We start from the raw sequence: 15,400 nt of genomic DNA on the forward strand, positions 1-15,400 counted from the left end.
GCTTCCCGGACAGCTCGGTCGTCGCGCTCCAGTGCTCCTCCACCCGCCTCGGCCCCCGCAGTCCTGACCCGCCGCCACAAACGGCGGGCGGACCATCACCTCCCGGAGGGCGAACCGCCACCCGCCTCGGCCCCCGCAGTCCTGACCCGCCGCCACAAACGGCGGACGGGCCATCACCTCCCGGAGGGCGAACCGCCACCCGCCTCGGCCCCCGGGAAGGCCACGCTCGGCGAGCGTTCAGGATGGCGCTCGCCGGGCGAGTGCGTACCTCCCCTGAGCCATCGTCGCGTCAGGACGGGGCCAGCTCGCCCTCCGCGTCATAACCGAACACGCCACCCACCATCGTCGCGCGGATTTGCAGCTCTCGGATGCGCTCGGGCGCCACCTGGAGCAGGTCGTCCGACAGCACGGTGAGGTCGGCCAGGTTGCCCCGCCGCAACGGGCCCTTGCGCGACTCCTCGTGCACGGCGTGCGCCGAGCCGATCGTGTACGCCCGCAGGGCCTGCGCCGGGGTGAGCGCTTCGGCCGGGGCGATCGGCGCGCCGGACGCCGAGCGGCGGTTGACCATGTCGTGGATGCTGATCAACGGCTCCCCCGGCACCACCGGCGCGTCGGTCGATCCGGGCAGCTCGACACCGGCCTCGACGAAACTGCGCATCCGGTACGCGCGCTCCGCGCGATCCGCGCCCAGCGCGGCCAGGAAACCGTCGCCCAGCGCGGAGATGAACCGACCCTGCGGCACCGGGATCACACCCGCCGACACGATCCGCGCGACCTGCTCGTCGGAGGCGACCCCGACGTGCTCGATACGGTGCCGGGCATCGGGCCGCGGCAGGCGTTTCTGGGCCTCCTCGTACGCGCCGAGCACGACGTCCAGCGCGTGATCGCCGATGGCGTGCGTCGCGATCTGCCACCCGTTCTCGTGGCCGCGCAGGATGTTCTCCCGCAACGCCTCGGCTTCGGCGAGCAGGAACCCGCGGTTGCCGGGGCTGTCGCGGTAGTCGCAGCACATCGCCGCGGTCCGGCCGATCAACGACCCGTCGGACACGATCTTGACCGGCCCCAGCCGGAACCACTCGTCGCCGATCCCGCTGCGCAGCCCGAGGTCCAGCCCCCAGCCGTCCAGGCCGTCGTCGACCCGCCCCAGGTCGTGCACCGCGTCGATGAACGGCATCGCCGTGACGCGCGTGCGGACTTTCCCGCGCTCGTACGCGGTCTGGAACGCCCGGGCGTCGGCGGGACCGTGGCCGATCAGCCGTCCGCCGATCCCCGGCTCGGTCACGCTGGTCAGCCCGTGGCGCAACGCCCACGCCGACGCGGCTTCCAGCGCCGCCACCAGCTCCTCCTGCGGCACCGGCTTGAGCACGTGGCTGACCAGCGTCATGGCCTGCTCCTGCAGCAGGCCCGTGCTCACGCCGTCGCGGAACACGACGCTGCCGCCGGGCGGCGCCGCCACCACGTCCGGATCGGGGTGCCCGGCCCGGCGGAACGCTTCGGTGTTCGCCACCGCCATGTGGTTCGAGGTGTGCACCAGGTAGACCGGCCTGCCGCCGGCGATCCGGTCGAGCACCTGCCGCGTGGGGTGCTCGCCGATCTTGTTCTGGTCGTAGCCATTGCCGATCACCCACGCGCCCTCGGGTTTGGCCGCCGCCCACTCCTCGACGCGGCGGTAGAGCGCGTCGAGCGTCGGGGCGGCCTCGGCGGAGAGGTCGAGCTGCGTCATCTCCTTGCCCAGCATGGAGAAGTGCAGGTGGGCGTCGTTGAACCCGGGCACGACCGGCGCCCCGCCGAGGTCGTGGCGCGCGTCCGCGCTGACGCCGTCGAGCTCCTCGTCGAAGCCGACGATCCGGCCGTGCAGCACGCCGGCCGAGTGCGCGTGCGGACGCGCCGGGTCGAGCGTGGTGATACGGGCGTTGGTGATGATCGTGTCGATGCGCATGAGGAACGTCCTGTTCAGACCGAAGCGGTGACGGTTGTCGTGGCGGACCTGCGGACGAGCGCGGACAGCACGGTCACGCCGCCCGCGGTCACTCCGATGAGGACGAGGTAGAACACCGCCACCCCCGACCAGTGGCCATCGCCGAGTGTGAGGAAGAGCTGCGCGAGCAACGGCGTCGTGCCGCCGATGACCGTCGAGCAGAGCTGGTAGGAGAACGAGATGCCGGTGTAGCGCACGCCCACCGGGAACGCCTGGGCGAGGAACCCGGCGAGCACCGCGTAGTAGCCCGTCCCGGTGATCGTGCTCAGCCCGATGCCGAGCAGGATGAGCGCGGGTTTCCCGGTGCCGGCGAGCAGGAACATCGGCACGGCCAGCGCCGCGGTGGCCGCCAGTGTGCCGACCATGAACCGGGCCGCGCCGATCCGCTCCGCGAGCCGGGTGGCCACCGGCTGCCACAGGAACTGCAGGACCGCGTTGGCCAGCAGCAGGTTCAGCATGACCTGGCGGCTGACGCCGAGCTGCGAGGTCGCGTAGGCGAGCATGAACGTGCTGAGGAAGTAGGCCATCCCGATGCCGAGCGCGCTGGCGAACACGGCGGCGACGACCCGCCGCCAGTGGTGGGCGAGCAGCTCGGCGATCGGCAGCTTCACCGGCGGCGCCTGCTCGACGCGCTGGGTGAACTCCCGCGACTCCTCCAGTTTCAGGCGGGTCACCAGCCCGATGACGACGAGCAGGGCCGACAGCAGGAACGGGATCCGCCAGCCCCACGTCGCGAAGGCGTCGCCGGGCAGCGCCGCGACCAGCGCCATGACGAGGGTCGCGAGGATGTTGCCCGCGGGCGAGCCCTGCTGCACGAACATCCCGCCCCGCAGCGCGCGGCCGCCCGGCCCGCTCTCGGTGGCCAGCAGGACGGCGCCGCCCCACTCCCCGCCGACGGCGAAGCCCTGGAGCGCGCGCAGCAGCACGAGCAGGATCGGCGCGGCGACCCCGATGGTCGCGTACCCCGGCAGCACGCCGATCGCGAACGTCGCCACGCCCATGATCAACAGGGTCGCGACCAGCGTGTTCTTCCGGCCCAGCCGGTCGCCGAGGTGCCCGAACACGATGCCGCCGATCGGGCGCGCGAGAAAACCCGCCCAGAACGTCGCGAACGACGCCAGCAGCGCCGAGGACGTGTCGAACGTCGGGAAGAACACCGGCCCGAAGGCGATCGCCGCGGCGGTGCCGAAGATGTAGAAGTCGTACCACTCGACCGCGGTGCCCACGAAGGCCGCGATGCGGGCACGCCTGCCCTGACGTGCGGCCGTCTCGTCCTCGGACATGTCGCCTCCGGTGTGATGCGGGTGAACGTGCCAGGAATTCTCAGTGGCCACGTGCCATGCTGTCGAATACTGATTCCGCAAGAAGTTGATGCTCGGGAGGCATGCGCCGTGGAGATGCGGGTGGTGAAGTACTTCCTCGCGGTCGCGGAGGCGGGTTCGATCACCGAGGGGTCACGGCGCCTGCACGTCACGCAACCGTCGGTGTCCCGGCAGCTGCGCGCGCTGGAGCAGGAGCTCGGCGTCACCCTGTTCCAGCGGGGCCACGGCGCGCTGAGCCTGACGCACGCCGGCAGGCGATTCCTCGACGCGGCGCGGGACCTGGTGCTGCGCGAGCAGATGGCCCGCGACGCCGTCGGGCTGGACCAGATCCGCGGCGCGCGGTGGCGGGTGGTCGCGCCGTTCACCACGATCGTCCGGTCGCTGGCGCCGTTCACCGCCGAACGCGGGGCGCGCCACCCGGTGATCGACGCGCTCGAATGCGAGCCGGTCGCGGTGTTCGAGCGCACGCGGGTGCTGGGCGCGGACCTGGGGGTGTCCACCGTGGCGCCGCCCGCCGAGTGGGCCTCCCGGCGGCTCGTCGACCTGGGGATCACCGTCCACGTCGCGGGCGACCACCCGCTGGCCGGCCGCTCCGACGTGGAGATCCGCGAGCTGGCGCGGCACCCGCTGGTGCTGATGGACCGGACGAACGTGGCGCGGCTGGCGTTCGACGAGGCGGTCGCTACCGCGGGCGTCGATGTGCCGGAGGCGATCGAGATGAGCTCGGCCTTCATGGCGCAAGGCCTCGCGGCGAGCGGCCGCGGCGCCGCGGTGATGACCAACGCCCCGGCGTTCGGCCTGCACGCGGTGCGGATCATGCTGGACGGGCGCCAGATCCGGCTCGGCCTGCACGCCGGCTGGGACCCGAGCCACTACGCCGCCGAGTCGATCTCCCGCTGGGTCGAGGAGTTCGCGGAATGGCACGCGGACGTCCCGGAAGCGGTGCACGTCGACGACCCGCCCGCCGCACCGGAAGGCGGCGCCTGACAGGCCGCTGTCAGCGTGCTGTGCGCCCGGTGCCAGCGAACCCCGCCAGTGTCGGCGACGACGATGTTCCCGACACTGGAGGAAGTTCCCGATGCGCAGCCCAGTCACGATCATCGGCGCCGGCCTCGGCGGGCTCACCCTCGCCCGCGTGCTGCACGTCCACGGCATCCCGGCCGACGTCTACGAGGCAGAGCCCTCGCCGATGGCGCGCACGCAGGGCGGGATGCTCGACATCCACGACTACAACGGTCAGCTCGCCGTGGCGGCCGCCGGCCTGATGGCGGAGTTCCGCGGCCTCGTGCTGGAGGGCCGCCAGGCGATGCGGATCCTCGACCGGACCGGCGCCGTGCTGTTCGAGAAGTCCGACGACGGCACCGGCGGCCGCCCCGAGGTGCAGCGCGGCGAGCTGCGCCGGATGCTGCTCGACGCGCTGCCCGCCGGCACCGTCCACTGGGGACACAGGGCGAGCGGCGCCCGCACCCTCGGCGACGGGCGGCACGAGGTGACCTTCACCGACGGCCGCACCGTCGTCACGGACCTGCTGGTCGGCGCCGACGGCGCGTGGTCCCGGGTCCGGCCGCTGCTGACCGGCGCCACACCCGAGTACACCGGCACCGCGTTCGTCGAGACGTACCTGTTCGACGCCGACACGCGGCACCCCGCCACGGCGAAGGCGGTCGGCGGCGGATCGATGATCGCGCACGGCCCCACCCCGGACGCGGCGATCTTCGCCCACCGCGAGCGCGGCGACACCCTGCACGGCTACATCGAACTCACCCGGCCGCTGGACTGGTTCGCCGCCGTGGACTTCGCCGACCCCGCGGCGGCCACCGCGCGGATCGCGCGGGAGTTCGACGGCTGGGCGCCGGAACTGACCGCGCTGATCACCGACAGCGACACCGCGCCGGTCCTGCGCCCGCACCACACCCTGCCCACCGGGCATCGCTGGGAGCGCGTGCCGGGAGCGACGCTCGTCGGCGACGCCGCGCACCTCGCCGCACCCAACGGCGAAGGCGCGAACCTGGCCATGCTGGACGGCGCCGAACTCGCCCAGGCGCTCGCCGCCCACGACGACGCCGAAACCGCACTGGCCGAGTACGAACAGGCGATGTTCACGCGGGCCGCAAACCCACCCGACGAGAGCGCCGTCCTGGAAAGCGTTTTCGGCGACAGCGTCCCGCAGAGCCTGGCCGCCCTGTTCGAGGACCGGACCGGTACTGCGCAAAACGGGTGACGGCCGGAACGATTCCGGCAACACGGTTCTACTGTCGTCGGCATGGGGAGACATCGAAGAATTCTCAGCATGCTTTGCGCGATGGTCGTGGGATTCGCCGGAACCGCCGGCGCCCCGGCGACCGCCGCCGGGGACAGGCAGTTGCTGTACTTCAACCACGCGTACGGGGTGATCGACCGCGAAACGGCGGACGCGGTCGAGCATTCGCAGTTCCTGCGCGAATTCGCCAACTTCCAGGTCCGGACCACCACCGGCGGTGGGCAGACGTGGACCGCCCGTTACGTGCTGGGCCGGGAAACGTACCTGGAGCTGTTCGGGGTCGGCGACCTGGCCGGCCAGAACGGTGTCCTCGGCGCAGGCGGGCTGGCGGTGTCGGCCGAGCGGGACGGCGACCTGGCGGCTGCGGCCGAGCGGCTGCGGGCACTGGGCGACGAACCGGTCCTGTCCCTGCAGACGCGCGACTTCGGCGACGGCGTCCCGGTCCCGTGGTTCGACGTGGTCTTCACCAGCGGCATCACCAGCTACGACGCCTTCGGCGCGTGGGGCATGGAGTACCGGCCGGAGTTCTTCGCCGACCCGCGGAGCAACACCGAGCCGGCCTCGTACCCGGGCGACGTGGGACGGGAACGCGTCCTGCCGGACGACTACGCCGGCCACCTGATGCGCGAAGTCACCGCGATCCGGATCGGGATCACCGCGGGCGACCACGCCGACACGGTGCCGCTGCTGCGGGCCGGCGGTTTCGCGGTCCGGACCACCCCGCACGGCACGGTGGCCACGCGCGGCGGCACCACGATCCGGCTGGATGTCGTGCCACCGGCCGAAATCGGGTTGCGGAGTGTCGAGTTTTCGCTCAGCGAGGCGGTGAATCACCGCCACGTGGAGCGGATCGGCGACTCCGAACTGGTGGTCGGGCCGGGACCGCGTGCGCACTGGACGTTCGAGTTCCGGGACTAGGGATCCGCATGCGGATCAACGCCGCCGCGAGGAAGGCCGGAGCCCGTCCATCAGGAGGTTCAGCAGCCGGTCTGCCATCGCCTTGTGCCCGGGCGAACCGGCCACGGTGAAGATGCCGATCAGTGCGGCGGCGATGTCTTCGGCGGGGACGTCGCCACGGAGTTGCCCGCTCGCGCGACCGGCGTCCAGGATCTCGTCGATGGCCCCGAGCAGCTCGGTCCGGGTGTGGGCGTGCCCGATCTCCCCCGATTCGATCATCGCGAGCAGCGTGTCGAGCATCCCGTTCTTGGTGGCGATCCACTCGCCGAACAGGTCCATCCAGCGTCGCAGCGCCGCGGGCGGGTCGAGTTCGGCGAGCAGCTCACGGGCGCCGGAGGTGAGCCGCGTGACCTGGTCCCGGTAGACCGCGTCGACCAGCGACTCCCGGGTCGGGAAGTGCCGGTAGAGCGTGGCGATGCCGACCCCGGCCGCACTGGCGATCGCGCGCATCGACGGCTCGGTCTCCGACGAGGCGAACAAGCGGGTCGCGACCTCCAGCAGCTGCTGCCGGTTGCGGGCCGCGTCCGCGCGCGGTCTGCGGGTCTCCTCGGCGGCCAAAACGGATCACGCTCCACTTGTGCTAGCCTGGTGTTGAAACGGAGCATAGTCCGCTTGCTGAGCCGCGACAGGAGACAGGTGAGCATGGCAGAACCGAACGTCACCACGCCGGTGACGACGAGCCGGGCGGTTCAGTTCGAGTCGTTCGGCGGACCGGAGGCCCTGACCGTCCGCGAGGTGCCCGTGCCGGTGGCCGGTCCGGGGCAGATCCGCGTGCGGGTCGCCGCGGCCGGCCTGAACCCGATGGACTGGTTCATGACCTCGGACGCGGAGACCGCGGCGCGATTCGGCTTGAGCCTGCCGTGCGGGTTCGGCACCGACTACGCCGGGGTCGTGGACCAGGTCGGCGACGGCGTGCGCGAGTTCGCGGTCGGCGACCGGGTGTTCGGCGGCGCCCTGTCCCGCGCGGTCGCCGACCACGTCGTCGTGGACGAGGCGGGGACCATCGCGGTGGGCGGCGAGGCGCACCGCACCCCGGACGGCGTCGACGACCGCACCGCCGCCACCCTCGCCATCGCGGGCCGGACGGCGGCCGCGGCGCTGGCCGTGGTCGGCCCCGGCCCGGGTGACACGGTGCTCGTCGGTGGCGCGGGAGGCGGGGTCGGCGTGTTCGCTGTCCAGCTCGCGCGCCGAGCGGGTGCGCGGGTGATCGGGACGGGGTCGGCGTCCTCGGCCGAGGCCCTGCGAGCCCTGGGGGCCGAGCCGGTGACCTATGGCGACGGCCTGGTCGACCGGGTCCGCGCCCTGGCTCCGGCCGGGGTCACCGCGGCCATGGACCTGCACGGGACGGACACCGCGCAGGCGGCACGCGAACTCGGCGTGCCCGACGCACGCATCACCACCATCGCCGCCCAGATCGACGGGATCACGCCGGCGAACGGCGCCAACGCGCCCCAGGGCGCCCTCGAGGAGATCGCCGGCCTGGTCGCGGCGGGCCGGCTCCGGGTGCCGATCGCGGCGACCTTCCCGGTCGAGCAGATCCGCGCCGCGGTCGAGCTCCAGGCGGGGCGGCACGTGCACGGGAAGGTCGTCATCGACTGTGGACCGAAGGCCGCGAATTTCCGGCCGTAGCCGGTGAAGGCGGCTCGCCGCGGTGCGACGAGCCGCCTTCTCCCCTGTCAGTTGAGGGTCGACCGCCGGCGCAGGAACCACGCGCCGGCGCCGGCCAGGGCGCCGAGACCACCGATGGCGAGGCTCACCACCGGCACGACCCGCACCGTCTTGGAACCGGTGTTGTTGCCCGGGTCGCTGTCCGGGTCGTTCCCGGTGACCTGGGCGGCGTTGGTCAGGTACTTCGCCGCCCCGTCCCCGTTGACCGCGTCCACCGTGCCGGAGATCTCGTAGCTCACCGAGTCACCGGCGGCCAGCGGGCCACCGGTGCAGGTGATCACGCTGTCCGAGCCGATCGAGCAGCCCGCGGGCACCCGAACGTCGACCAGGCCGGCCGGGATCGGGTCGGTCACGGTGTGACCGGAGGACTCCGCCGGGCCGAGGTTCATCACCGTGAGCGTGTAGGTGATGCGGTCGCCGGGCTGCACCTCGTCCTGCGGTGCGGTCTTGCTCAGCGCCAGGTCGGCGCTCGGGTCCGGCTCCACGAACGTGACCGTCGTGTTCGCGGGCGGGTTGAGCCCCACCAGCGACATGTTGCCGGGACCGTTGGTGTAGCTGCCTGCCGTGCCGGAGGTCACCGGCACGCTCACGGTGCACGACGCCATCCCCGCGGTCAGGTTGCCGGTCACGCTGACCGACGTGGCGCCGGCCGCCGCGGTCACCGCACCGCTCGGGCAGTTCGTCGTCCCGGCGCCTGCCACCGTCAGCCCGGCGGGCAGCGCGTCGGTGAACGACCAGCCGTTCTTCGCCGCCAGCTCGCTGGTGTTGGTGATGGTGAACGTCAGCGTCGACGTCCCGCCGGTGTTCACCTCCACCGGGCTGAACGACTTGTCCAGCTGCGGCGTCACGTCGAGGATCTTGATGTTGTCGAAGGCGTGGTCGTTGCCAGTGCCGCTGGGCTGGTTGTTGACCATCTGCACGCCGATCGAGCTGCCGTTGACCAGCACCGCGCCGTTGGAGGTGTAGGTGCCGACAGTGGCGGTCTTGGCCGGGGCCGATCCGATCTGCGGCACGTTGATCGTCCGTGACGCGCTGCAGCCGTCGATCTGGGAACCGACCGGGATCGCCGTCCCCGCCCCGTCGAGCAACGAGAACTGCAGCAGCGGGTGGTTGGCGAAGCAGTTGATCGCCGCGACGTCCACGCTGAACGTGACGAACCGGTTGCTGCCGCTGAACGGGATGTTCGAGGCGGTCTTGAACTCGACGTGCGGAGCACCCGGGTTGCCCGAGGTCATGGCCGACACCGCGTAGTTGCTGCCCGGGGCGATGCCGGTGTAGACGCCCAGCGCGTAGGCCATCTGCTGCACCGCGTTCCAGGTTCCCTGGTTCCCGCAGTCGTTGACCTGGGCGGTGGGCGCCACCGGCTGGGCCGACGAGGCGATCCAGCCGTTGCACTGCCGCAGCCACGGCGCGTCGGCGGTGTATCGCTGGCCGCTGGCCCCGGTGTACTGGTTCAGCCGGACGATCGGAGTCGCGGCCGGGCGGTTCTGGAAGTTCTCGGCGTAGATCGTCGTCGGCGCCTGTGGCGTGCCGGGCGACCCGGGGGTGGTGGCCATCGCGAACGACGCGCCGGTCGCCGCGACGACCGCCGCCACCCCGGCCACCGCGCCGGCCCGGCGCACCATGGACGACTTCCACCATTGTCGTGGTCGCGTCACGTCTCCTCCTCCATCGCAAAAGCTCCAATCCGATCGAGACGGTGCGAGCGGAACCGCCCGCGTAGACAAGACGGGACGAACTCACGCCGACATGACGCGCCCGGTGTCCGGTCGCCCCACCGTGGTGCCGTGCACCTGCGGAACTCCGTGCGGCGCCTCGTCCGATCGGAGGAGGTGTCGCATGTGGACACCCGGCTCAGCCCGCCTCGATCGGCACGGTCCGGACGCCGGACAGGCTCGCGTGGACGATCAGCCGCTGGTAGCTGGCCCACTTCGGGTTGCATGTCGTCAGCGTGAGAACCGGTTCGACCGGCTGCGCGCCCGGATCACCGGGCACCGGCGCGATCACGCCGACGTCATCGGGCCGGACGATCTCGGTGCCGGTGACCGTGTAGGTGTACTCGGTCGCGCCGGCCTGAACCTGGATCGCGTCGCCCGCGGCGATCCGGTCCAGATCCCAGAACACGCGCGGCGCGCGGTGCCCGGCCACGGCGAAGTTGCCCGGCTGGCCGGGAAAAGCGGTGCCGGGATAGTGGCCCGGACCGCGCCGCAGATCGGCCAGTGTCACACCCTCCACGACCACCCAGCGCGCGCCCAGCCGCGGGATGGACAACCGCACCAGGGGCTGCCCCTGGGCCGGCACCGCCGCGTCCCACGGGTTGCCGACCACCGGCGCGGGCAGACCGGACGGGTCCGGCTGCTCCCACTGCTGGATCAGTTCCTGCTCCAGCGTGCGTTGTTCCGCGCCGGTGCGGGCCGGCACGACGTACAGCTGGTAGACCACGAACAGCAGGGCGACGAAGCCGAGCGTGAGGCAGGTGCTCCCGAGGGCGCCGTAGATCCGCGGTTTCCACCCGATCCTCGGCCTCGCGACGGCTGTGCTCACCGAACCTCCCCTCCGGAACCCCCGCTCACACCGGTTCCAGTTCCCGTTCCCGTTCGCCGCCCCGCACGGCGCTCGTGACCTGCCGCGCGCGCTTGCGCTGCCAGGGCCACGGCACGCCGGTGTTCGGCAGCTTCTGGCCGGGCAGGAACTGGTCGGGCCGGCCGATCTTGTCGATCGCGCCGAACGCCGCCACCAGCGCGGGGAACAACAGGAACGTGCTGTAGACCACGAAGACCGAGTGCTTGACGATGTCGTTCAGCCCGTCCGACAGCAGCACGGACGCCAGCTGCGCCATGGTGTTGAGCGAGAGCGCCACCAGCAGCCAGCCGATGCTGCGCCCCGCGGCGCCCAGCCGCCGGTGCAGGGCGAGCCACGCGCCGAGCGCGAGCGAACCCAGCCACAGCGCGGGGAACACCACCCAGCGGACCGGCCGGAACAGGGTGAACAGCGCTCCCCCGGCGAACACCCGGTTTTCCTGGCTGTAGGCCGGTTTCCCGCTGTCCGGCAGGTAGTTGCCGAGGTAACCGGGCCGGGCCTGGGTCACCGCGTCCAGCCCGCGGTCGAGCACCGCGAAGATCCGCGCCGGATGGGTGGCGTAGAACTCGACGATCCTGGTCATGCTCATGTCGTCGAGGAACTCGCGGTAGCCCTGCGGCACCTCTCCCGGCCCGGACAGCGCCAGGATCGACTCGCCGTCGTACCGGGCCAGGCTCTCGTCCACGCCGAGGTCACGCAGGTCCTGCCGCGGGTCCGAACCCAGGGGCAGGATCGTCCCGAACACCTGGTGGAAGTGGTAGATCTCGGTGAGCCATCGCGACTGCGAGCTCGCGAACTGGACACACCCGAACACGAGCAACCCGCAGATCACGACCGCGGGCGCCCGCCGAAGCGCACCCACCAGCGCCCGCCGCCCCAGCCCGCGTGGCGGTTCCGGGCCGAGTTCGCGGCGCGTCCTGCGCAGTTTCTCCAGCCACGGGAAGCGCACCGGCCGGACCAGCATGGCCGGCAGCATCCCGGCGAACATGGTGATCGTCTGCGTCTTCGCCATCACCGTCCACAACACGGCGGCCGACACCAGCAGCAGGTCGGCGACGGTGACGAAGTTCCGGCGCAACAGGCGGAGCAGCGCGGCGACGATCAGCAGCATCCCGATGAGCGCGGCCGGCTCGCTCAGCGGCGAGACGAAGTAGGGGGCGATCGTGGAGTCGGCAGTGAACAGGCCGATCAGCGACACCACCAGCACCCGCACCCACACGGGCAGCGGGAGCGCGGCGCAGATCAGCCCGATGGCCACGCCGAAGAACACCGACACGACCACCCCGAGCACGCGCAGGTCGAGCGCGTGGTCGAAGCCGAACACCGGGGTGAGCAGTTTCGCCAGCCACAGGAAGTACCACTGGCTGCTCAGGTACGGCTCGCCGGTGCCACCCGCGCTGCACGCTTCGCCGTACCAGACGTGGGTGTCGTACACCGGGTTCAGGTAGGCCCAGGTGTCGTGGCCGTTGGGCACCGCGGCGACCTGGAGCTGGCACATCAGACGGTGGCCGTCGAAGTTGTCCGCGAGCCCCACCGCGCCGCCGACGAACAGGCGGGCCAGCATGATCACGGTCCACAGCACGCCCAGCGCGGTGGAGACCACGGGGATGCGCCGTCCCGGCTCGGTGAGCCAGGACCAGGTGCGCCGCACGGTGGTCACGCGCTCGCCCCCGCCGGGTAGGCCCGGACGCTCCGGTCGAGGGTCACCGCCGGATTCGACGGCGCCAGCCAGCACCGGCCCACCCGGCTGTCCTGCCGGATCGACGGGTCGCCGGGCACCTCGACCACCACCGTGAGATCCGGCCGCGACGCGGGCGGCGCGCCCAGGTAGGCCTCCGCCTCGGGACCGCACAGCTGGTGCGCCACGCCGACCATGAAGTCCCGGCCCTTCTCCACCTGGTCCGGGCCGAACAGCAGCCACGGGTTCACCAGCTCGCGGTTGTGCGGCTGGTCGCACGTCACCTCGCTGCCGTCGAGACGGCAGGTGCGGAAACGGGACCCGTCCGGGGTCTTCAGGGAGTCCTTGAACGGGAACGACACTGCCACCGGCGTCAACTGCCCACGGGGCACGTTCATCACGTCGCACCGCATCCGCCGCTCGCCGCCGCGCCACTCCTCCTCGGTCGGGAAGAAGGCGACGGTCGTGAGGTCGCGGACGGCGTCGCGCTCGTCGGCGCCCACGTAGGCGTTCAGCACGTCGCCGCCGCACAGCGGGGGTCCTTCCTTCTGCAGCAGCACCGGGCTGGGCCGCTCCGGCTGCGCGGCCAGGTCGGCGGGCAGCTCCACCACCTGGTAGGTCTCGGTGGTGTGCTCGCTGTCGCACGGCACCACCGGTTTGGTGTCGGTGAGGAACGCCCACGAGGTCTCCACCGGCTGGTCGAGCCGGTGGCAGGCCCCGACGTCCCACTTGGTGCGCAGCTCTCCCGCGCCGAGGCCGGGCGGGCTCTGGATGAAGCCCGCGGCGGCCAGCGCGACCCCGCCCAGCGTGACGATCACCAACAAGCTTGCCCAGGCGCCCCGGGCGATTGCGCGTCGCACTGTTCCCGACCTCATTTCGTGACGGCGCCGACGGCCGGCGCCCGCGCCCCGGCCAGCTCGCTGTTGCGCTGTGTCTTCTTCCAGCTGCCCCGGCCACTGACGAACCTGCCGAAGGCCCGCCAGGCGATGACGTAGTTCAGGACCGAGTACAGCGCGACCGACAGTCCGTAGTAGACGGCGGAGCGGCGGGTCACCCCGGGTTCGCAGCGGGACCGGTAGAACCAGCCCCAGATCGCGAACTCCGCGATCCCCACGACGCCGTAGGCGAACATGAGCAGCAGGCCGCCGTTGGCCAGGAAGCCGGCCATGAAGTCGCGGTAGGCCGCGGCGTTGAAGGCGAAGACCGCCAGCGGGATGACGTACACGATCGAGCCGACGACCTGGACCCACGGCCGCAGCATGAAGTAGAGGATCTCCAGGAAGCCCGCGGTGGAGAAGCACGGCGATCCCCACACCCGGGGCAGGTACCGGAGGCACTGCATGGATCCCTGCGCCCACCGGGTGCGTTGCACGACCAGCGGCGGCAGGCTCCACAACGCCTCCTGGTCCACCCAGGACCCTCGGCTGTAGGCAGTCCGCCAGCCCGCGAGCATCAGCCGCAGGCCCAGCTCGAAGTCCTCCAGGAGCGCGTTGCCCCAGGGTTCCGCCGTCTCCCCCGCGATGCTGTCCAGCGCGGTGAGCCGGTTCATCTGGCCGTTGCCGCCCATGTTCACGGTGCCCGTCCGGCGACGGATGATCTGCATGGCCGAGATCGGGCCGCGGAACTCGATGTCCTGCATGCGTGCGAGCATCGCCGCGAACTTGTTCGCCAGCGGCCCCTTGCCCGGCAGCGGCCGCTGGACGTCCCGGTTGACCATCCGGACCTCGACCTGCACCGCGCCGACCGCCTGGTCGGCGAACGCGTCCGGTCCCGCGCACAGCTCGAGCATGTTGGCCGACGGCCTGCCGTCCGCGTCCACCACCACGACGATCGTGCGGGCCCGCAGCTCCGAATCGCCGACGTGCCGGCTGATCTCGCGGTAGCCGTGGTTCAGCGCGGCGCCCTTCCCCTTGCGGGCGTCGGGCAGTTTCCGCTCCAGCAGGTGGATGCGGGGGTTGCGGGCCGCCCGCTCGGCGACGATGGCCGCGGTGTCGTCGCCGGAGGCGTCGTCGATCACCCACAGGTGCGCCTCGGGGAAGGTGCTCTCCAGGTACGCGAGCGTGCCGCCGATCACGGCCTGCTCGTCCCGGCAGGGGATGACGAAGTGCCAGTCCAGCTCGCCGGGGTCGCCCGGCCGCTCCGGCTTCGCCTTGACGAACCCGCGCACCAGGATGCACACATAGGCCAGGAAGACCAGTCCGAGGAAGAACGACAGGCTGATCGAGACTTCCAGCAGGTTCATCGGCCGTCCGCCTCCCGGCCCCGTCCGGTCGTGATCCTGATGTAGAGCAGGATCGCGACACCGCCCGCGGTGAGCATCACCAGCGACCCGATGAGCACGTGGGCCCAGTCGAGCCCGGTCTCGCCGAAGCGGCCGCCGAGCATCACGATCAGCATCAGCCGGATGTTGTTGGCGACCGCGATGATGAGGAAGCCGAGCAGCGTCGCGAGGACGAGCCGCACCCGGGAGCGGGCCCTGGACAGGAACAGCGCGCCGGAGGTCAGGAACAACGGGGCCACGAGCAGGGCGCTGCTGCAGGCCAGGGAGACGTTGATGCCCATGACGCCGGGCGAGGCCGACGTCCGGAAGTACAGCACCGGATGCCCGGGCACGGCGAAGGTGAACTGCCCGGAGACAGCGGTCACCAGTTCGCCGGCGAGCCACGTCTCGAAGATCCGGTAGCTGTCCTGGAAGGCGATCAGGGCCACCGCGACGCCGAAGCACAGCGCCGCGGCCAGCCATCCCAGCCAGGACCGGTGCGTGTGCCCGGACGGGTTCGCCGGGATCCCGGACCAGGGAACGGCGGCGCTCTCGCTCGTCACGCGCCCTCCCCCGTCGCCGCCCACCGGTTCGCCGGGCCACTTTCAGCTGTGCACATCGCTGATCCCACAGTCCTCTCGCTCTCTCAGCCGTGCCTGCGATCCGTGTTCATCCCGGTGCCCGCACCGGGATGAAC

At 71.8% G+C, this 15,400-nt stretch carries 13 protein-coding genes; 4 read left to right on the forward strand and 9 right to left on the reverse strand.

Annotated elements, in window-relative coordinates; all coding sequences use genetic code 11:
• Positions 1 to 289 precede the first annotated feature (289 nt).
• Both ABZ215_RS40005 and ABZ215_RS40010 read right to left on the reverse strand, forming a co-directional pair.
• A complete protein-coding gene (locus ABZ215_RS40005) occupies positions 290 to 1,939 on the reverse strand; it encodes an amidohydrolase (protein ID WP_354955869.1) in 1,650 nt (549 codons plus the stop codon).
• A 14-nt stretch (positions 1,940 to 1,953) separates the two neighbouring features.
• The gene (locus ABZ215_RS40010; protein WP_354955871.1) at positions 1,954 to 3,261 is read right to left on the reverse strand and encodes an MFS transporter; all 1,308 of its coding nucleotides are present in this window, start codon (positions 3,259 to 3,261) and stop codon (positions 1,954 to 1,956) included.
• 114 nt (positions 3,262 to 3,375) lie between these two features.
• Between ABZ215_RS40010 and ABZ215_RS40015 the strand changes: the two genes are divergently transcribed.
• From ABZ215_RS40015 to ABZ215_RS40025, 3 genes are all read left to right on the forward strand, one after another.
• The gene (locus ABZ215_RS40015; protein ID WP_235716086.1) at positions 3,376 to 4,287 is read left to right on the forward strand and encodes a LysR family transcriptional regulator; all 912 of its coding nucleotides are present in this window, start codon (positions 3,376 to 3,378) and stop codon (positions 4,285 to 4,287) included.
• A 91-nt stretch (positions 4,288 to 4,378) separates the two neighbouring features.
• Positions 4,379 to 5,521 carry an NAD(P)/FAD-dependent oxidoreductase gene (locus ABZ215_RS40020; protein WP_354955873.1) on the forward strand — a complete coding sequence of 381 codons (1,143 nt, stop codon included), beginning with the start codon at positions 4,379 to 4,381 and terminating at the stop codon, positions 5,519 to 5,521.
• Between the two features lie 81 nt (positions 5,522 to 5,602).
• Positions 5,603 to 6,478, forward strand: a complete 876-nt coding sequence (locus tag ABZ215_RS40025; RefSeq protein ID WP_354955875.1) for a DUF5829 family protein — start codon at positions 5,603 to 5,605, stop codon at positions 6,476 to 6,478.
• A 15-nt stretch (positions 6,479 to 6,493) separates the two neighbouring features.
• Here the strand turns inward: ABZ215_RS40025 and ABZ215_RS40030 are convergent, their stop codons facing one another.
• Complete coding sequence (locus ABZ215_RS40030; protein WP_237336560.1) at positions 6,494 to 7,075, reverse strand: TetR/AcrR family transcriptional regulator; 582 nt, start codon at positions 7,073 to 7,075, stop codon at positions 6,494 to 6,496.
• Between the two features lie 84 nt (positions 7,076 to 7,159).
• On the opposite strand from ABZ215_RS40030, the gene ABZ215_RS40035 reads away from it, so the two are divergent.
• A complete protein-coding gene (locus ABZ215_RS40035; protein WP_354955877.1) occupies positions 7,160 to 8,146 on the forward strand; it encodes an NADP-dependent oxidoreductase in 987 nt (328 codons plus the stop codon).
• A gap of 47 nt (positions 8,147 to 8,193) precedes the next feature.
• On the opposite strand, the gene ABZ215_RS40040 is transcribed toward ABZ215_RS40035, so the two are convergent.
• From ABZ215_RS40040 to ABZ215_RS40065, 6 genes are all read right to left on the reverse strand, one after another.
• On the reverse strand, positions 8,194 to 9,843 hold the full coding sequence (locus ABZ215_RS40040; RefSeq protein WP_354955879.1) for a DUF11 domain-containing protein: 1,650 nt from the start codon (positions 9,841 to 9,843) through the stop codon (positions 8,194 to 8,196).
• 196 nt (positions 9,844 to 10,039) lie between these two features.
• Positions 10,040 to 10,729 carry a class E sortase gene (locus ABZ215_RS40045; protein ID WP_237336563.1) on the reverse strand — a complete coding sequence of 230 codons (690 nt, stop codon included), beginning with the start codon at positions 10,727 to 10,729 and terminating at the stop codon, positions 10,040 to 10,042.
• 25 nt (positions 10,730 to 10,754) lie between these two features.
• Positions 10,755 to 12,425 carry a hypothetical protein gene (locus tag ABZ215_RS40050; RefSeq protein ID WP_354955881.1) on the reverse strand — a complete coding sequence of 557 codons (1,671 nt, stop codon included), beginning with the start codon at positions 12,423 to 12,425 and terminating at the stop codon, positions 10,755 to 10,757.
• Positions 12,422 to 13,261, reverse strand: a complete 840-nt coding sequence (locus ABZ215_RS40055; protein ID WP_354955883.1) for a septum formation family protein — start codon at positions 13,259 to 13,261, stop codon at positions 12,422 to 12,424. Before ABZ215_RS40055 ends, ABZ215_RS40050 begins: the two co-directional genes overlap by 4 nt.
• A 53-nt stretch (positions 13,262 to 13,314) precedes the next feature.
• Entirely contained in the window at positions 13,315 to 14,685 is a 1,371-nt protein-coding gene (locus ABZ215_RS40060; RefSeq protein ID WP_354955885.1) for a glycosyltransferase family 2 protein, read from the reverse strand.
• A complete protein-coding gene (locus ABZ215_RS40065) occupies positions 14,682 to 15,266 on the reverse strand; it encodes an exosortase/archaeosortase family protein (protein WP_354714524.1) in 585 nt (194 codons plus the stop codon). Before ABZ215_RS40065 ends, ABZ215_RS40060 begins: the two co-directional genes overlap by 4 nt.
• Positions 15,267 to 15,400 lie beyond the last annotated feature (134 nt).

This window comes from Amycolatopsis sp. NPDC006131, from assembly GCF_040614175.1.
In the GTDB taxonomy this organism is placed as follows: Bacteria; Actinomycetota; Actinomycetes; order Mycobacteriales; family Pseudonocardiaceae; genus Amycolatopsis_E; species Amycolatopsis_E tucumanensis.